The 20,216-nt window shown below is 75.3% G+C and carries 5 protein-coding genes and 1 pseudogene; all 6 read left to right on the top strand.

Going from position 1 to position 20,216, the window contains the following annotated elements; genetic code table 11:
- Positions 1–65: 65 nt before the first annotated feature.
- Entirely contained in the window at positions 66–1,406 is a 1,341-nt protein-coding gene (gene ccrA, locus ACIQ6Y_RS05540) for a crotonyl-CoA carboxylase/reductase (RefSeq protein WP_404033271.1), read from the top strand.
- Complete coding sequence (locus tag ACIQ6Y_RS05535; RefSeq protein ID WP_404033268.1) at positions 1,399–2,406, top strand: 3-oxoacyl-ACP synthase III family protein; 1,008 nt, start codon at positions 1,399–1,401, stop codon at positions 2,404–2,406. Before ccrA ends, ACIQ6Y_RS05535 begins: the two co-directional genes overlap by 8 nt.
- Positions 2,403–3,269: a 3-hydroxybutyryl-CoA dehydrogenase gene (locus ACIQ6Y_RS05530; protein ID WP_404033265.1), complete on the top strand. Its 867-nt coding sequence runs from the start codon at positions 2,403–2,405 to the stop codon at positions 3,267–3,269. The genes ACIQ6Y_RS05535 and ACIQ6Y_RS05530 overlap by 4 nt, the downstream gene beginning before the upstream one ends.
- 404 nt (positions 3,270–3,673) lie before the next feature.
- Positions 3,674–4,648, top strand: a complete 975-nt coding sequence (locus tag ACIQ6Y_RS05525; RefSeq protein WP_404033262.1) for a nucleotide disphospho-sugar-binding domain-containing protein — start codon at positions 3,674–3,676, stop codon at positions 4,646–4,648.
- Between the two features lie 148 nt (positions 4,649–4,796).
- Positions 4,797–9,608 (top strand): type I polyketide synthase, encoded by a 4,812-nt coding sequence (locus tag ACIQ6Y_RS05520; protein WP_404033259.1) that lies wholly within the window; start codon positions 4,797–4,799, stop codon positions 9,606–9,608.
- Positions 9,609–9,673: 65 nt separating this feature from the next.
- A pseudogene (locus ACIQ6Y_RS05515) lies at positions 9,674–20,212 on the top strand (SDR family NAD(P)-dependent oxidoreductase); the annotation flags it as partial.
- Positions 20,213–20,216: the final 4 nt, after the last annotated feature.

Here is a 20,216-nt window from a genome sequence, read left to right as displayed (position 1 = left end):
CGACGCGCGCCGGGGCCCCTCGGCCCCGGCGCGCACTCCCCACCAGCAGAAGGAAAGGGTTTCGCATGGACGTGTTGGCCGAGGCGGTGCTCGCCGAAGCGAGTGCCGAGGAACTGGCGAAGCTGCCGGTGCCCGCCGAGTACATCGCCGCCCACACCCGCATCGAGGACATCGGCATCTTCGGGGACGCCGAGGACAAGGACGTACGCAAGGCACTGCACGTCGGCCCGGTCCCGATGCCCGAACTCGCCCCGGACGAGGTGCTGGTGGCCGTCATGGCCAGCTCCGTCAACTACAACACCGTCTGGTCGGCCACCTTCGAGCCGCTGCCCACCTTCGCCTTCCTCAAGTCGTACGGGAAGATGGGCCGTTGGGAGAAGCGGCACGACCAGCCCTACCACGTGCTCGGCTCCGACGCGGCCGGCGTCATCGTGCGCGCCGGAGAGGGCGTACGGCGCTGGAAGGTCGGCGACCACGTGCTGGCCAGCCCCATCCAGGTCGACGACCAGGAGGCCGTCACCCACGCCGACGGCATGCTCGGCGAGGGCCAGAAAGCCTGGGGCTACGAGACCAACTTCGGCGGACTCGCCCACTACGCGATCGTCCGCGCCAGCCAGCTCATCCCCAAGCCCGCCCACCTCACCTGGGAGGAGGCCGCCTCCACGCCCGCCTGCGCCGGCACCGCCTACCGCATGCTGGTCAGCGACCGGGGCGCACGCATGAAGCAGGGCGACATCGTCCTCATCTGGGGCGCCGCCGGCGGCCTCGGCGTGCACGCCGTGCAGCTGGTCCAGCAGGGCGGCGGCATCGCCGTCGGCGTGGTCGGCTCCGAGGACAAGGCCCAGGCCCTGCGCGACCTGGGCTGCGACCTGGTCATCAACCGCAGCGAGCTGGGCATCGGCGACGGCGACGGCACCGACCCCGCGCAGGTCATCGCCTCCGGCAAGAAGCTCGGCCGGATCATCCGCGACGCCTACGGCGAGGACCCGCACATCGTCTTCGAGTACGTCGGCCAGGCCACCTTCGGCATCTCCATGTTCGTCGTCCGCCGCGGCGGCGCCGTCGTCACCTGCGGCTCCACCACCGGCTACCAGCACCAGTACGACAACCGCTACCTGTGGATGAAGCTCAAGCGCCTCATCGGCAGCCACGCGGCCAACCTGGCCGAGCAGTGGGAGAGCAACCGGCTGATCGACATGGGCCGCATCCATCCCGTGCTCGGCGCCGTCTACCCGCTGGACGCGATCGGCGAGGCCGCCCGCGAGGTGCAGAACAACACCCACATCGGCAAGACCGGCGTGCTCTGCCTCGCCCCGAAGACCGGCCTCGGCGTCACCGACCGGGCCAAGCGTGAGGAGATCGGCGAGGACCGCATCAACCGGCTGGGGGTGCGCAGCTTTGTCTGAGCATCCCGTGGGCGTACTCGCCACCGGCTCCTGCGTGCCCGAGCAGGTGGTGACCAACGAGGACCTCGCCCCGGGCCTCGGTGTGACCCCCGAGTGGATCGTCCGCAAGACGGCCATCCGCGAACGCCGTTACGCCGCACCCGAGCAGGCCACCTCCGACCTGGCGATCGCCGCCGCCCGAAGCGCCCTGGAACGCAGCGGCGTCCCCGCCGACCGGCTCGACTACGTCGTCGTCGCGACCACCACCCCCGACTCCCCGCTGCCGCCGGTGTCCTGCCTGGTGCAGGCGGCGATCGGCGCGGACCGGGCGGGCTGCTTCGACCTCAACATCGGGTGCAGCGGATTCGTCGCCGCGCTCGACGTCGGCCACAAGCTGGTCGCCGCCCGGCCCGGCGCGCACGCGCTGGTCGTGGCCGCCGACCTGTGGTCCCGCTTCACCGACCCCGCCGACCGCGGCACCCGGGTGCTGCTCGCCGACGGGGCAGGCGCCGCCGTCCTCGGTCCCGTCCCGGAGCCGTACGGCATCCTCGGCACCGATCTGCTCGGCCACGGCGACCAGGCGCCCTACCTGGTCATCGAGGGAGGCGGCACCCGCAACCCCGCGTCGTACGACACCGTCGACGCGGGCGGCCACTACCTGCGGATGCGGGGCCGGGACGTCAGCGACTACGTCCGCGAGAAGGTGCCCCAGGCCGTCAAGGAACTCCTGGCCCGCATCGGCCTCGGCCACGACGAGATAGCCCACCTCGTCCCGCACCAGGCCAACGGCGTCCTGCTGCGCGAGGTCGCCGGGCAGGCCGGGCTCGACCGGGCCCGACTGCACCTGACCGTCGAGGAGTTCGGCAACTCCGGCGCCGCGTCCCTGCCCGTCACCCTCGACCACGCCGACCGGGCGGGTCTGCTCGGCGACGGCGACCTCGTGCTGCTCGCCGCGTTCGGCGGCGGGATGGCGGTCGGCACCAGCGTGCTGCGCTGGAAGGCGACGGGTACGGGCTCGTGAACGACGGCGGATTCACCCGGATCGGCGTCGTCGGCTGCGGCCTGATGGGCTCCGGCATCGCCGAGACCTGCGCCCGCTCCGGGGTGGAGGTGCTGGTCGCCGTCTCCTCGGCGCGCTCCGCCGAGGCCGGACGGCTCCGGATCGAGGGCTCGCTGGACCGGGCGGTGGTCAAGGGCAGGATGGCGCAGGCCGAACGGGCCTCGGTGCTGGGCCGGATCACCTTCACCACCGAGCTGGAGGCCTTGGCCGACCGGCAGTTCGTGCTGGAGGCGATCGTCGAGGACGAGCGGGCCAAGACGGACCTGTTCGCCCGGCTCGACGCGATCGTCGACGACCCGGACGCCGTCTTCGCCACCAACACCTCCTCCCTGCCCGTCATGCGGGTCGCCGGAGCCACCGGCCGGCCCCAACAGGTCGTCGGCACCCACTTCTTCAACCCCGTCACGGCGATGCCGCTGGTGGAGCTCACCGGGTGCGTGCACACCGCGCCGGAGACCTTCGAGCGCACCGAGGCGTTCGTGACGAAGATGATGGGCAAGGAGGTCGTCCGCTCCCCGGACCGGGCCGGCTTCGTCGTCAACGCCCTGCTGGTGCCGTACCTGATGTCCGCCATGCGCATGGCCGAGGCCGGCTTCGCCACACCCGAGGACATCGACCGCGGCATGACCCTGGGCTGCGCCCACCCCATGGGCCCGCTCCGGCTCGCCGACATGATCGGCCTCGACACCCTCGCCCGGGTCGCCGACGGCCTCTACAACGAGTTCCGCGAACCCCTCTACGCCGCCCCACCCCTGCTCCTGCGCATGGTCGAGGGCGGCCTGCTGGGCAAGAAGTCGGGGCGGGGCTTCTACCGCTACGAGTAGCTGCTCCTACGGCGCCGAAGCGGGCCAACAGGTCCTGCCCAGGCACCAGTCGGAGCTCGGCCGGCGAACCACAGCCGGCCCACGGCTGCCGGGAGGCCGGGGTCAACCCCTATCCCCACCCGGCACTGCCCGCCCCACACCCCGCCTTCCGCGGACCCCGCGACGCCCCTACCCGGCCCACCGGGCCCACCGGGGCCACCGGCCTGGCGGCACCTCGACCCGGCCTGAGCCCGGGCCGCGGAGGGGCCGCGCGCCTGAGGGCCGCAGGGGGCCCTTGGGACGCGTAAGGACGCGGCCCCTACCCCCGCCCGCTTAGGGGTCCGCCTCGCGTGAGGGCGGGGCTATCGTCCGTGACGTCCCGTCGCCCGTCCGGTGCCGGCGGGCTGGTTCTCTGGAGGGAACACATGCGCGTTCTGCTGGTGACGCCGTCGGCCGAGGACCGGTTGCATCAACTGGTGCCGCTCGCCTGGGCGTTGCGCACGGCGGGGCACGCGGTGCAGATCGCCGCGCGGCCGGCGTTCACGGAGGCCGTCACCGCGACGGGCCTGGTGGCCGTCGCCGTCGGCAAGGACGTGCCGGAGACGGAAGCCCTCCTGGACGAATCGGCCGACGTGGACGGCCTCGTGGCGCACGGCAGGCTGTGGCGGCCCCGGCTGGTCCTGTGGGACTCCGCCGCACCGGCCGGTGCCGCCGCGGCGGCGCAGGTCGGCACCCCTCATGTCCGGGTCGACGGCCCCTTCGGGTCGTCGGCGCAGGACGGCGGCCCCGCCCCGCACCGCGTCCTCGACTGTCTGCCGCCGTCCCTGCGGACGTCCGGCGACGACACCCTGTCCGTGCGGCCCGTGCCGTACACCGGCCCCAAGGTGATCCCCGTCTGGCTGCGGCGCACCCCGCGTGTGCGCCGGGTCCTGGTGACCGCCGACGTGCCCGACGCGGCGATCCCCGCCCTGTTCGAGGCCGTGGCCGGCACGGACGCCGAGCTGGTGTGCGCCCGTCCCGCGGACCGCGTCCCCGCCGGCGTCCGGCTGCCCTCCCAGGTGCGGCTGTTCGACGACATCCCCGCCGACGCCGTCCTGCCGTCCTGCGCGGGCGTGGTGCACGGCGGCGACCCGGCCCTCGCCGCGGCGGCCTTCTCCCACGGGCTGCCCCAGCTCGTCCTGTCGGCCCGCCTCGCGCAGGAGGGCCTGGTGGAGCGGCTCGTCCGGTACGGCGCCGCCGCCGTCCTCGACCCCGCCCACCTGGACGCGGCCGCGCTGCGGGACGTCACCGGCGACTCCGCGCTGCGCACCCGGGCGGGTCAACTGGGCGCGGAGTGCGCGGCCCTGCCGAGCCCGCGCGACCTCGTGCCGGAACTCACCGGGCTCGCGGCCGACCGGTAAAAACGGTCCGGCCGGAATTTTAGGGGTGGGTGCGCGAAGCCCCCCTCGGTAGCGTTCGCCGAGAACACGGAGAAATCCGAGAAAGCGGCGGACACCGCAAAAGCCTGTGTCTTGCGATGGAATTGGGCATCTCGTGAACGGGACGGCGATGGAACACGAAGAAAAGCTGCGCGCCTATCTGAAACGTGCGACCGCCGATCTCCAGGAGACCCGGCAGCGACTGCGGGAGGCCGAGTCCCGCAGCCATGAACCCCTCGCGGTCGTCGGAATGAGCTGCCGATTTCCCGGTGGTATTTCCTCCCCGGAGGATCTGTGGCGCCTGCTCACCGAGGGCCGCGACGCCATCGGTGACTTTCCCGCGGACCGTGGCTGGGACATCGACCGCATCTTCGACCCGGAACCCGACCGGCCCGGAAAAACGTATGTGCGCCGCGGTGGATTCCTCTACGACGCCCCTGAATTCGACGCCGCGTTCTTCGGCATCTCGCCGGCCGACGCCGGCGCGACGGACCCCCAGCAGCGGCTGCTCCTGGAGGCGTCCTACGAGGCGGTCGAGCGGGCCGGGATCGCCCCCGACAGCCTGCGCGGTACCCCGACGGGCGTGTTCGCCGGGCTGATGTACCACGACTACACCGGCGGCGCCCCCGGCGGCAGTCTGATCTCCGGCCAGGTCTCCTACAGCCTCGGCCTGGAGGGCCCGTCGGTGTCCGTCGACACGGCCTGCTCCTCCTCGCTGGTCGCCCTGCACCTCGCCGCGCGCTCGCTGCGTGCCGGGGAGTGCACCATGGCCCTCGTCGGCGGCGTCGCCGTGATGAGCACCCCGACGATCTTCGTGGACTTCGCCCGCCGCCGCGGCCTGTCGCCCGACGGCCGCTGCAAGGCGTACTCCGACGACGCCGACGGCACCGGCTGGTCCGAGGGCGTCGGTGTGCTGCTGCTGGAACGTCTCTCCGACGCCCGACGCAACGGCCACCGCGTCCTCGGCGTCATCCGCGGCTCCGCCGTCAACCAGGACGGCGCCTCCAACGGCTTCACCGCCCCCAACGGCCCCTCCCAGATCAAGGTCATCCACCAGGCGCTCGCCGACGCCGGGCTCACCACCGCCGATGTGGACGCCGTCGAGGGCCACGGCACCGGCACCACCCTCGGCGACCCCATCGAGGCCCAGGCGCTGCTCGCCACCTACGGCCAGGGCCGCCCCGCCGGCCAGCCCCTCAGGCTCGGCTCGGTCAAGTCCAACCTGGGGCACACCCAGGCCGCCGCGGGGGTCGCCGGCATCATCAAGATGCTGCTCGCGATGCGGAACCGGGAGCTGCCGAAGACCCTGCACGCCGACACGCCCTCCCGGCACGTCGACTGGACCTCGGGCGCGGTCCGCCTGCTCACCGACACCGAGCCCTGGACCGACCCCGGCCGGCCGCGCCGCGCCGCCGTGTCCTCCTTCGGCATGAGCGGCACCAACGCCCACATCATCCTGGAAGAGGCCCCCGAAGCCGAGGCCGCCGAGCGGGAGCCGGCCCCCGCCGTGACCCCGCTCGTGCTGTCCGGCCGTACCGAGACGGCGCTGCGCGAGTCCGCCCGCCGTCTGGCCGCCCGCCTGGACGACACCGCCGTACGACCCGACGACCTCGGCCTGTCCCTGGTAACCGGCCGCAGCCAGTTCGAGCACCGGGCCGTCGTCGTCGGCGGCGACCGCGACGAACTCGCCGCCGGACTGAAGGCGTTGGCGGCGGGCAGCTCGGCGCCCTCGGTCGTCACCGGCCGGGCCGGCGCCCCGGGCCGTACCGTGTTCGTCTTCTCCGGGCAGGGGTCGCAGTGGCCCGGCATGACCACCGAACTCCTCGGCCAGTCAGAGGTGTTCACGCGCCGGCTCGCCGAGTGCGAGGAGGCCCTCGCCCGGTACACCGACTGGTCCGTCACCGCCGTGCTGCGCGGTGAGCCCGGCACTCCGCCCGCCGACCGCGTCGACGTCGTACAGCCCCTGCTGTGGGCGGTGATGGTGTCCCTGGCGGCTGTGTGGCGGGCGCACGGCGTCGAGCCGGATGTGGTGATCGGCCACTCGCAGGGCGAGATCGCCGCGGCGACCGTGTCCGGTGCGCTGTCCCTGGACGACGGCGCGCGTGTGGTCGCCCTGCGTTCCAAGGCCATCGCCGAACTCCTCGACCGCGAGGGCGGGATGCTCGCCGTCGGCCTGTCCGCCGAGGACGCCGAGAAGCGCATCGCGCCGTACGGCCCGGCCGTCTCCGTGGCCGCCGAGAACGGTGCCCGGTCCGTGGTGATCTCCGGCGAGGGCACCACGCTCGACCGGCTGCGCGAGGAGCTGGAGGCCGACGGCGTCCGCGCCAAGCGGGTCCCCGTCGACTACGCCTCCCACTCGGCGTACGTCGACGCCCTTCAGGAGCGCCTGCTGCACGACCTCGCGCCCGTGAGGCCCCGCACGGCCGAGGTGGCGATGCTGTCCACCGTCACCGGCGAGCGGCTCGACGGCACCGAGGTCGGCGCCCGCTACTGGTACGACAACCTGCGCGGCCGGGTCCGGTTCGCCCCCGCCGTGCGGGAGCTGGCGGCCGCCGGGCCGGTCTCCTTCCTGGAGATCAGCGCCCACCCGGTCCTCGGCATGTCCATCCAGGAGACCCTGGAGGAGCTGGAGACGGACGCCGTCGTCACCGCCACCCTGCGCCGCGACGAGGGCGGCCTCGCCCGGTTCGCCGCCTCGGCGGCCGAGCGGCATGTGCGCGGGCTGCCGGTGGACTGGACGGCGTTCTTCCCGCACGCCGAGCCCACCGACGTCCCCACCTACCCCTTCCAGCGCGTCCGCTACTGGAGCCCCGACCTGCCCGAGGCGCCCGCCGGTGGGGCCGCCGTGGACGGCGCCGACCCGTTCTGGGCGGGCGTCGACAGCGACGACCCCGAGGCGCTCGCCCGGCTCCTCGGCCTCGGCGACGCCGAGCCGCTGCGCGCGCTGGTGCCCGCCCTGTCCGCCTGGCGCCGCGACCGCACCCGCGCCGCCGCGCTGGACGCCTGGCGCTACCGGGTCACCTGGGCACCGCTGACCGGCGGCCGGTACACCGGGCTGACCGGCACGTGGCTGCTGGTGGGTCCCGACGGGGCCGTCGGCCAGGGCCTCACCGACGCCGGAGCCACTGTCGTCACCGTCCCCGCCGCCGGGGCCGACCGTGCCGAGCTGGCCGCCCGGCTGCGGGCCGCGCTGGACGGCCGTACGCCCGCAGGAGTGCTCTTCGCAGCGCCCTCCGGCGCCGGGAGCGACGGTCTGCCGTACGCCGTGGGCGGCACCCTCACCCTGCTCCAGGCGCTGGGCGACGCCGGGATCGACGCGCCCCTGTGGTGCCTCACCTCCCGGGCGGTGGCCGTCGACACGGCCGAGGACGTCGACCCGGACTCCGCCGCGCTGTGGGGCCTGGGGACCGTGCTGGCGCTGGACGCGCCGGACACCTGGGGCGGCCTGGTCGACCTGCCGCAGGACGCCGGCGCGGACGCACTGGACCGGCTGTGCCGGGCGCTGTCCGCAGGCGACGGCGAGGACCAGATCGCGGTCCGCTCCACCGGCACCTTCGCCCGGCGCCTGGTGCGTGCCCCGCTCCCGGACGGCGACCGCCCCTCCTGGCGCCCGCACGGCACCGTACTGATCACCGGCGGCACCGGGGGAGTGGGCGCCCATGTGGCCCGCGGACTGGCCCGGGCCGGCGCCGGACGACTTGTGCTCACCAGCCGGCGCGGGGCGGACGCCCCCGGCGCCCGCGAACTCGCCGCGGAACTCACCGAACTGGGCGTCGACGTGCGCCTGGAGTCCTGCGACGTCACCGACCGGGACGCGGTGAGCGCGTTGGTCGCGGCCCTCCCCGACGACCAGCCGCTCACCGCGGTCCTGCACGCGGCCGGGGTCCTCACCGCCGAGACACCTGTGTCCGCGGTGAGCCCCGAGGAGTTCGCCGCGGCGCTACGCGCCAAGGCCCGCGGGGCCGCCGTACTCGACGAGGTGCTGGGCGAGCGGGACCTGGACGCGTTCGTGCTGTTCGCGTCCGGCGCCGCCGTCTGGGGCACCTCCGGGCAGCCCGCCTACGCCGCGGGCAACGCCTACCTCGACGGGCTCGCCCAGCACCGGCGCGCCCACGGACAGGCCGCGACCTCCGTGGCCTGGGGATCGTGGGGCGGCGGCGGCATGGTCGGCGAGGCGGACGGCGCGCATCTGCGCCGGATGGGCCTGGCCGAGATGGACCCGGAGACGGCCGTCGAGGCGCTCGGCCTGGCCGTCGGCCGCGGCGAGAGCCACCTGGTGGTCGCGGACATCGACTGGGAGCTGTTCGTCCCCGTCTACACGCTGCGCCGCCCGCGCCCGCTGCTGCGCGACCTGCCGGACGCCCAGCGGGTCCTCGCCACGCAGACCGGCGGCGCCGAACCCGCCGCGGACGCCGGGGCCGCGGCCCTGACGGAGCGGCTCGCCGGACTCACCGAGAACGAGCAGCGCCGCCACCTGCTGGAGCTGGTGCGCTCCCAGGCGGCGGCCGTCCTCGGCCACGCCGACGCCACCGACGTCGAACCCGGCCAGGTCTTCAAGGAGATCGGCTTCGACTCGGTGTCCGCGGTCGACCTGCGCAACCGGCTCGCCACCGCGATCGGCCGCAGACTGCCCGCCACGGTCGTCTTCGACCACGTCCACGCCCAGGCGCTCGCCGACCACCTGTGGACGCTGCTGTGCGGCGGGGAGTCGGCGGCGGACGTACCCCTGAGCGTCGAACTCGACCGGCTGGAGGCGCGGTTGGCCGCGGTCGGCCGGGACGAGATCGAACGCTCCCGGGTCACCGCACGCCTCCAGCACCTGGTCGGCCGGCTCACCGGAACGCTCGGCACGGACGACGGCTCCACGGTCTCGGACCGGCTGCGCACCGCGACGGCCGACGACCTCTTCGACCTCATCGACAACGAACTCGGCGCGAGCTGACGGGCCACGGGGACAGGACACGAGACGCGATGGCTGCTGACGAAGAAAAACTGGTCGACTATCTCAAGCGAGTGACCGCGAGCCTGCACAAGACCCGCGAACGGCTGCGCGAACTGGAGGCCGCCGAGCAGGAACCCGTCGCGGTCGTCGCCATGGGCTGCCGCTTCCCCGGAGGCGTGCGCTCACCGGAGGACCTCTGGGAGCTGCTCGCGGCCGGCGGCGACGCCGTCGGAGAGTTCCCCACCGACCGCGGCTGGGACGTCGAGGAGCTCTACGACCCCGGCACCGAGGCCGTCACCCAGGGCGGATTCCTCGACGGCGCGGGCGACTTCGACGCCGCGTTCTTCGGCATCTCCCCGCGCGAGGCCCTCGCCCTCGACCCGCAGCAGCGGCTGGCGCTGGAACTCGCCTGGGAGACCCTGGAACGCGCGGGCATCCCGCCGCTTTCGCTGCGCGAGGCGCCCGTCGGCGTGTTCGTCGGCAGCGGCAGCCAGGACTACTACGACGGCGTCCCCGCCGACCGGATGGCCGCCGTCGCCGACGACTACCTCAGCACCGGCACCGCCGCCTCGGTGATCTCCGGCCGGATCGCCTACTCCCTCGGCCTGGAGGGTCCCGCCCTCACCGTCGACACGGCCTGCTCCTCCTCGCTGGTCGCCCTGCACCTGGCCACCCAGGCGCTGCGCCAGCGCGACTGCACCCTCGCCCTCGCGGGCGGCGTCATGGTGATGGCCACCCCCTCGCCGTTCCGGGCCTTCGGCCGCCAGCGCGGCCTCGCCCCCGACGGCCGCTGCAAGGCCTTCTCCGACGACGCCGACGGCACCGGCTGGTCCGAGGGCGCGGGCCTGCTCCTGCTGGAGCGGCTCTCCGACGCCCGCCGCAACGGCCACCCGGTGCTCGCCGTGATCCGCGGCTCCGCCGTCAACTCCGACGGCGCCTCCAACGGCCTCACCGCGCCCAACGGCCCCTCCCAGCAGCGCGTCATCCGTCAGGCCCTCACCAACGCCGGGCTCACCCCGGCCGACGTGGACGCCGTCGAGGGCCACGGCACCGGCACCACCCTCGGCGACCCCATCGAGGCGCAGGCGCTGCTCGCCACGTACGGCCAGGGACGCCCCGCCGACCGGCCGCTGTGGCTCGGCTCGGTCAAGTCCAACATCGGGCACGCGCAGGCCGCCGCCGGAGTCAGCGGCGTCATCAAGATGGTCCTCGCACTGCAGGGCGGCCTGCTCCCCAAGACCCTGCACGTGACCCGGCCCAGCACGGAGGTCGACTGGTCGGAGGGCGACGTACGCCTGCTGGAGCAGGAGCGGCCCTGGCCCGCCGACGCGGACCGCCCGCGCCGGGCCGGTGTCTCCTCCTTCGGCGTCAGCGGCACCAACGCGCATCTGATCCTGGAGGAGGCCCCGCCCGCGGAGGCCGCCCCCGACACGCAGGCTTCCGCCCCCGACACGGAGGCCTCCGCCCCCTGGCCCGCCGGCACGCCCGTGCCGCTGCCCGTCAGCGCCCACAACGCCGCCGCGCTGCAGGCGCAGGCCGAGCAGCTCGCGCCGGTCGCGGCCGGGCTCGGCGACGACGACCCGGCCGCGCTCCTCGACCTCGGGTTCTCCCTCGCCACCACCCGCTCCCCGCTGCAACGCCGGGCCGTGGTGCTCGCCGACAGCGTGGGCACCGCCCGCGACGGGCTCGCGGCCCTGGCCGCCGGGACCGCCGCGCCGCAGGTGCCGACCGGCCCGCAGACGCCCGGCCAGACCGCGTTCCTCTTCTCCGGCCAGGGCGCCCAGCGCGTCGGCATGGGCCGTGAACTGCACGCCGCCTTCCCCGTGTTCGCCGCCGCGCTGGAGGAGGCGTGCGAGGCGTTTGCGCCGCACCTGGACCGCCCGCTGCGCGAGGTGATCTTCGAGGACGCGGACCGACTGGACCGCACCGAGTACACCCAGCCCGCCCTGTTCGCCGTCGAGGTCGCCCTCTTCCGGCTCCTTGAGTCCTGGTCCGTCACCCCGGACGTGCTCATCGGCCACTCCATCGGCGCCCTCGCCGCCGCCCATGTCTCCGGGGTCCTCGGCCTCGCCGACGCGTGCTCCCTGGTCGCCGCGCGCGGCCGGCTGATGCAGGCCCTGCCCGAGGGCGGCGCGATGATCGCCGTGGAGGCCACCGAGAACGAGATACGGCCGCTGCTGACCGACCAGGTGAGCATCGCCGCCGTCAACGGCCCCACCTCCGTGGTCGTCTCCGGCGACGAGGACGCCGCCCGCGAGATCGCCGCCCACTTCGCCGGACTCGGCCGCAAGACCCGGCAGCTGCGGGTCAGCCACGCCTTCCACTCGCCGCGCATGGACGCCATGCTCGACGACTTCGCCGCCGTCGTGCGCGGCATCACCTTCGCCGAGCCCGCGATCCCGATGGTGTCCGACCTCACCGGACAGCAGGCCACCGTCGACGAACTGCGCAGCCCCGAGTACTGGGTGCGGCACGTCCGCGAGGCCGTCCGCTTCCACGACGGCGTACGCACCCTGGAGAAGCTCGGCGTCACCCGCTTCGTCGAGGTCGGCCCCGACGGCGTGCTCACCGCGCTCGCCCGGCAGAGCCTGACCACCGCCGAGGACCGCGCCGTACTGCTGCCGCTGCTGCGAAAGGACCGGCCCGAGCCCGCGACCGCGCTCACCGCGCTCGCCGGGCTGTACGTCAGCGGCCTCGACCCCGACTGGGCGGCCGTCCTCGCCGGACACGGCGCCCGTCGTATCCCGCTGCCCGTGTACGCCTTCCAGCGCCGCCGCTACTGGCTGGAGGAGCGCGGCGCCCAGGACGCCCTGGCCTCCGCCGGACTGCACGCCGCCGGGCACCCGCTGCTCGGCGCCGCCGTCACCCTGGCCGGCAGCGACGGTGTCGTCCTCACCGGCCGGCTCTCGCCCGCCCGGCAGCCCTGGCTCGCCCAGCACCGCGTCGGCGAGACCGTGCTGCTGCCCGGCACGGCCTTCGTGGAACTCGCCGTCCAGGCGGGCGACCGGGTCGGCTGCGGCCGCGTCGAGGAACTCGCCCTCAGCGCACCGCTCGCCCTGCCGCAGCACGGCGGCGTCCAGGTGCAGCTCGCCGTCGGCGCCGCCGACCCGGCCGGCCGTCGCGGCGTCACCGTCCACTCCCGGCCCGAGGACGCCCCCGACGACGAACCGTGGACCCTCCACGCGTCCGGCACCCTCACCGCCGGCCCGGGCCGCCCCGGCACCCCGCTCACCGTCTGGCCGCCCGAGAACGCCGTGGAGCTCCCGCTCGACGGGCTCTACGACGACTTCGCCGCCACCGGACTGACCTACGGGCCGCTCTTCCGCTCGCTGCACGCCGCCTGGCGCTCCGGCGAGGACATCTACGCCGAGGTACGGCTGCCCGACGAACCGCCGCACGGCGCCGAGGAGTTCGCCCTGCACCCGGCCGCCCTGGACGCGGCCACGCACGCCCTGCGCGCGGCGGGCGGCGGCAACGCCACCGAGGGCGGCGCAGGACTCGTGCCGTTCTCCTGGACCGGCGTCGAACTCCACGCGAGCGGCGCCTGCGCCCTGCGGGTGCGCTTCAGCCCCGTCGCCCCGGACACCTTCGCGGTGACCGTCGCCGACGCGGCCGGCGACCCGGTCGCCACCGTCGAGGCCAACGCCTTCCGCGCCCTGGACACCACCGCCGCGGCGACCGTACGACCGCCGCTGTACCACGTCGACCTGGTGCCACTGCCCGACCTGACGGTCAGCCAGGAGCCCGTCGACGCGGCCGAGTTCGGCGGCCTCGACCTGACCGCGCCCGTTCCCGCCACCGTCGTGCTGCGCAGCCCGGCCGGCACCGACGCCGCGGCCGTGCGTGCCGCGACCCGGCGCGCGCTGCTGGCCCTCCAGGACTGGCTGGCGTCCGCGCACACCGCCGACGCCACCCTCGTCGTGCTCACCACGGGCGCCGTCGCCCCCACGGGCGAGCCGGTGTCCGACCTCGCGGGCGCGGCCGTACGCGGCCTGGTGCGCGCCGCGCAGGCCGAACACCCCGGCCGTCTCGTCCTGCTGGACGCGGACGACGCCGAGGCGGCCCTCACCGCGCCCGTGCTGCACGCCGTACGCACCGGCGGCGAGCCCGAACTCGCCCTGCGCGACGGCGTGCTGCACGCCACCCGGCTGACCCGCGCGGCCCGCTCCGAGGCGGACGACGCCCTGTTCGACCCCGACGGCACCGTGCTGCTCACCGGCGCCTCCGGCGCGCTCGGCGGGGTCCTCGCCCGGCATCTGGTCACCGAGCACGGCGTACGGCGTCTGCTGCTGGTCAGCCGCCGTGGCACGGAGGAGCTCGCGGAGGAACTGACCGCGCTCGGCGCCCGGGTGAGCGTCGCCGCCTGCGACGTCGCCGACGTGGACGCCCTGCGGGAGGCCCTCGACGCCGCGCACCCCCTGACGGCCGTCTTCCACGCGGCGGGCGTCCTCGACGACGCCCTGGTCACCGACCTCACGCCCGAGCGGGTGGACGCGGTGCTGCGGCCCAAGGTCGACGGCACCCTCGCGCTGCACGAGCTGACCCGGGACCTGGACCTGGCCGCGTTCGTGCTGTTCTCCTCCGTCTCCGGCGTCCTCGGCGCGCCCGGGCAGGCCGACTACGCCGCCGCCAACGCCTTCCTGGACGGCTTCGCCGCCCACCGCAGGGCGCAGGGCCTGCCCGCGCTGTCGGTGGCCTGGGGACTGTGGGGCGACATCGGCGGCATGGGCGGCACGCTCACCGAGGCCGACCTGCTCCGGCACGCCCGCACGGGACTGCCGCCGCTGACCACCGCCGAGGGCCTCGCGCTCCTCGACGAGGTGCTCCGCACGGCCACCGACCCCGCCGACGCCACCGGCACGACCGTCGCGCTCCGGCTGGACCACACCGCCCTGCGGGCCGCGGGCGACCAGGCCCCGAGGGCGCTGCACGCCCTGACCGGCGGGGTCACCCGGCGCACGGCGTCCGCCGCGGTGCGGGTGCCGGACCGGGTCGAGGGGGTGCTGTCCGCCGAGGACCGCCCGGCCGCCGTGCTGGAGCTGGTCCGCGAGCACACCGCGGCCGTTCTCGCGCACGCCTCCGCGGCCGACGTGGACCCGCAACTGGAGTTCCAGCAGCTCGGGTTCGACTCGCTGACCGCGATCGAGCTGCGCAACGCGCTCACCGCCGCCACCGGGCTGCGGCTGCCCGCCACCCTCGTCTTCGACCACCCCACCCCGACCGCGCTCGCCGACCATCTGCTCGCCGAGCTGCTCGGCACCGCCGCCGGCGGCGAGGCCGTCGTCCGCACCCGGGACGCGGACGAGCCGATCGCGATCGTGGGCCTGGCCTGCCGGTTCCCCGGCGGCGTCAGCAGCCCCGAGGACCTGTGGCGGTTCCTCGTCGAGGAGGGCGACGGCATCGGCGACTTCCCCGCCGACCGCGGCTGGGACATCGACGGCCTCTACGACCCCGACCGGCGCCGCCCCGACACCACGTACGTCCGCGAAGGCGGATTCCTGTACGACGCGGGCGACTTCGACCCGGCGTTCTTCGGCGTCGCCCCCAAGGACGCGGCCCTGATCGATCCCCAGCAGCGCATCCTGCTCGAGGCGTCCTGGGAGGCGCTGGAGCGGGCCGGCATCGACCCGCGCTCCCTCAAGGGCAGCCGGACCGGTGTGTTCGCCGGGGTGCAGTACCACGACTACCTCGGCGCGGGCAGCAGCGGCTCCATCGTCACCGGCCGTATCGCCTACACCCTCGGTCTGGAGGGCCCCGCGGTCTCCGTCGACACCGCCTGCTCCTCCTCGCTGGTCGCCCTGCACCTCGCCGCGCAGGCCCTGCGGCAGGGCGAGTGCACCCTGGCCCTGGCCGGCGGCGTCACCGTGATGGCGACCCCGGAGACGTTCGTGGAGTTCAGCCGGCAGGGCGGCCTCGCCCCCGACGGACGCTGCAAGGCGTTCTCCGACGACGCCGACGGCACCTCCTGGTCCGAGGGCGCGGGCCTGCTGGTCCTGGAGCGCCTCTCCGACGCCCGCCGCCACGGCCACCCCGTGCTCGCCCTGGTGCGCGGCTCCGCCGTCAACCAGGACGGCACCTCCAACGGCCTCACCGCCCCCAACGGCCCCGCCCAGCAGCGCGTCATCCGCCAGGCCCTCGCCTCGGCGGGACTCGCCCCCGGCGACGTGGAGGCCGTCGAGGCGCACGGCACCGGCACCCGGCTCGGCGACCCCATCGAGGCACAGGCGCTGATGGCGACGTACGGCCGGGAGGCCACGCCCGAACGGCCCCTGCTGATCGGCTCGGTGAAATCCAACCTCGGCCACACCCAGGCCGCCGCCGGAGCCGCGGGCGTGCTGAAGATGGTGCTGGCCCTGAAGCACGGCCTGCTGCCGAGGACACTGCACGTCGCCAAGCCGTCCGAGGAGATCGACTGGTCCGCGGGCGAGGTCCGGCTGCTCACCGAGGCCCGGCCCTGGGAGCGCACGGAGCGGCCGCGCCGCGCGGGCATCTCCTCCTTCGGCGTGAGCGGCACCAACGCCCACGTCATCATCGAGGAGCCGCCCGCCGAGGAGCCGGCCGCCCCCGACGACTCCGAGCCGTACGTGCCGTGGGTGCTGTCCGGCCGCAACCGCGAGGCCCTCGGGCTGCAGGCCGAGCGGCTGCTGTCGTACCTCAACGACGACCCCGACCGGCCCCTCGCCGACGTCGGGCACTCCCTGGCCACCGGCCGGGCCGCGCTGGAGCACCGCGCGGTCGTCGTCGGCCGCCGCTACCCGGAGTTCCTGCGCGGCCTGATGGCCCTCGCCGACGGCGAGGACGCCCCCGGCGTGGTCACCGGAACGCCCCGCGCGGGCGGCCGCACCGGCTTCCTGTTCTCCGGACAGGGCTCCCAGCGCCTGGGCATGGGACGCGAACTCCACGCGGAGTTCCCGGTGTTCGCCGACGCGCTGGACGCCGTCTGCGCGGAACTCGACTCCCGGCTGCCGCGCCCGCTGAAGGACGTCATGTGGGCCGAGGAGGGCACCCCCGAGGCGGCCCTGCTCGACGCCACCGAGTACACCCAGCCCGCGCTGTTCGCCGTCGAGGTCGCGCTGTTCCGGCTCCTGGAGTCCTGGGGGATCAGGCCCGACGTGGTCGCCGGTCACTCCATCGGCGAACTCGCGGCCGCCCATGTCGCCGGAGTGCTCGAACTGGACGACGCCTGCGCCCTGGTCGTGGCGCGCGGCGCCCTGATGCAGGCGCTGCCCGCGGGCGGCGCGATGGCCGCCGTCGCCGCCGACGAGTCCGACGTCCGGGCCGCCCTGACCGACGGGGTCGACATCGCCGCCGTCAACAGCCCCCGCTCCGTGGTGATTTCAGGCCCGGCGGAGGCGGTCGACGCGGTGGCCGGCACCTTCGAGCGGACCCGGCGGCTGCGCGTCTCGCACGCCTTCCACTCGGGGCTCATGGAGCCGATACTCGACGAGTTCACCGCCGTCGCGGGCAAGGCCGCGTTCGCGCAGCCCCGCATCCCGCTCGTCTCCACCGTCACCGGCGAGCAGGCCGACGACGACCTCACCACGCCCGGCTACTGGGCCGGACAGGTCCGCAACCCCGTCCGGTTCCTCGACGCCGTGCGCGCCATGGAGCAGCTCGGGGTCACCCGGTTCGTCGAGGTCGGCCCCGGCGGCGCGCTCACCGCGCTGGCCCAGGAGACCCTCGCCGACCGCACCGACGACACCCTCGTCACCCCGACCCTCGCCAAGGACCTGCCCGAACCCCAGTCGGTCCTGACCGGCCTCGGCCGGCTGCACATCAGCGGCCGGTCCGTCGACTGGCGGGCCCTGTTCGGCGAGCGGCGCCAGGTGGAGCTGCCCACCTACCCCTTCCAGCGCAAGCGCTACTGGGTGGAGAACGCCGGCGTCGGCGCCGGACCCGAGGAGCACCCGCTGCTCGGCGCCGCCACCGAACTCGCCGGAACGGACGGCCTGTTGTTCACCGGCCGCCTCTCGCTGGGCACCCACCCCTGGCTCGCAGGGCACCGTGTGAACGGCGTGGTCCTGCTGCCCGGCGCCGCCTTCGTGGAGGCCGCCATCCGCGCCGGTGACGCCGTCGGCTGCCCGCAGCTCGCCGACCTCACTGTCGAGGCCCCGCTGATCGTGCCCGACCGCACCGGCGTCCGCCTCCAGCTGTCCGTGGACGCCCCCGACCACACCGGCAAGCGCCCCTTCCAGGTGCACGCCCGCACCGAGGGCGCCGACGCGCACCGGCCGTGGATCCGGCACGCCAGGGGCACCCTCGCGCCCGGCGCCGCGCACCGCACCGAAGACCTCGCCCAGTGGCCCCCGGCCGGCGCCGAGCCCTTCGCGATCGACGGCATGTACGAGGGCCTCGCCGAGCAAGGACTCGCCTACGGGCCCGAGTTCCGCGCGCTGCACGCCGTATGGCGGCGCGGCGACGAGGTGTTCGGCGAGGTCGAGCTGGACGCCCGCGCCGCCTCCGACGTCGACCGGTTCGGCATCCACCCCGCGCTCCTGGACGCCGCCCTGCACACCATCGGCTGCGGCGCCGCCGCGTCCGCCGACCCCGTCCTGCCGTTCTCCTGGGAGCAGGTCGAGCTGCACGCCGTCGGCACGACCCGGCTGCGCGTCCACGTACGGCCCACCGGGCAGGGCGTGGTCGGCCTGGAGCTGGCCGACGCCACCGGCCGCCCGGTCGCCTCCGTCGGCTCGCTGCTGCTGCGCCCGCTGTCCGCGGCGGACACCCGCCCGGCCGCCGCGCCCACCGCCACCACCGACAGCCTGTTCGGCGTGGAGTGGCAGCCCCTCGCGGTGGAGGCCGTCGCCGCACCGGCCGGCTGGCAGCTCCTCGGACCCGACCGCTGGGACCTCGCCGCCCGCACGGGGGCCGACCCGGCGGCGACGGACGCGCCGGTGGTGCTGCTGCCCAGCGGCGGTGACGACGTCCACGCCGAGGTACAGCGAGTCCTGGGCCTGCTGCAGACCTGGCTGGCCGACCCGGGCACCACCGACCGCACCCTCGTCGTGCTCACCCGGGGAGCCGTCTCCACCTCGGGCGAGAGCCCCACGGACCTCGCCGGGGCGGCCGTCGCCGGTCTGGTGCGCTCGGCGCAGGCCGAACACACCGGCACCATCCTCCTGGTCGACCTCCCGGCCGACGAGGAGACCGTCCCCGTACGGCTGCTCGCCTCGGCCGTCGCCGCGGGCGAACCGCAGACCGCGCTGCGCGACGGCACCCTGCGCGCACCCCGTATGGTCCGGGCCGCCGCCACCGCGGCCGCCCCGGCCTGGGACGCGGACGGCACCGTCCTGGTCACCGGCGCGACCGGCGCGCTCGGCGCCGCCGTCGCCCGGCACCTGGTGCACACCCACGGCGTACGGCATCTGCTGCTGGCCAGCCGCCGCGGCCCGGACGCCCCCGGGGCGGCCGCGCTGCGCGACGAACTGACCGCCGCCGGCGCCACCGTCACCGCGGCCGCCTGCGACATCGCCGACCGCACCGCGCTCGCGGCCCTGCTCGACCAGGTCCCCGCCGACCGGCCGCTGCGCGGTGTCGTGCACGCGGCGGGCGTGCTCGACGACGGCGTCATCACCTCGCTGACGCCCGAGCGGGTCGACGCGGTGCTGCGGCCCAAGGTCGACGCCGCGCTGAACCTGCACGAGCTGACCGCCGAGCGCGACCTCACCGCGTTCGTGCTGTTCTCCTCGGCGGCCGGTGTCCTCGGCTCACCCGGCCAGGGCGCCTACGCCGCCGCGAACGCCTTCCTCGACGCGCTCGCCGCCCGCCGCCGGGCCGCCGGACTGCCCGGCACCTCCCTCGCGTGGGGCATGTGGGACACCGGCGAGGAGGGCATGGCCGGGACGCTCACCGACGCCGAGAGCGACCGGATCGCGGAGACCGGCATCGGCATGCTGACCGTCCCCGACGGCCTGGCCCTGCTGGACACGGCCACCGGCCGAACGGACGCCCTGCTGCTGCCGATCCGGCTCGACACCCAGGTACTGGCCGGCCGCGACCCGGGCGAACTGCCGCCGCTGCTGCGCGGTGTGACACCCGCCCCGGCCCGCCGCAGCGCCGAGGACGCCCCGGCCGACTCCGGCAGTCTGCGCGACCGGCTCGCGGCGATGCCCCCGCACCAGCGGATGCCCGCCCTGCTCACCCTGGTCAGGACCCACGCGGCCGGCATCCTCGGCCACGCGGACGCCGACGAGGTGGCGCTCGACAAGCCGTTCAACGAGATCGGCTTCGACTCGCTCACCGCGATGGGCTTCCGCAACAAGCTGGTCCTCGTCACCGGCCTGAAGCTGTCCGCCGGCATGATCTACGACCACCCCAACGCGCGCGCCCTCGCCGAGCACCTGCTCGCCGAACTCGCGCCGGAACCCGTGGCGGAGGAACCCGCCGCCGCCGGGGCACCCGTGACCGAGGAGGGCGTCCGCGAGGCGCTCGCCCGGATCCCGGTGGCCCGGCTGCAGGAGACCGGACTCCTCGACCGGCTGCTCGAACTGGCGGGCACCGCCGACGACAGCACCGGCGACGACCCGGCCGCCGTCGGCGCGGCGGAGATCGACTCCATGGACAGCGAGGCCCTCATCAGCATGGCCCTGGGGGAGACCGACTGAGCAC

This window comes from Streptomyces sp. NPDC096205 (genome assembly GCF_044763135.1).
In the GTDB taxonomy this organism is placed as follows: domain Bacteria; phylum Actinomycetota; class Actinomycetes; order Streptomycetales; family Streptomycetaceae; genus Streptomyces.
This window is presented reverse-complemented; position numbering and strand designations above follow the sequence as displayed.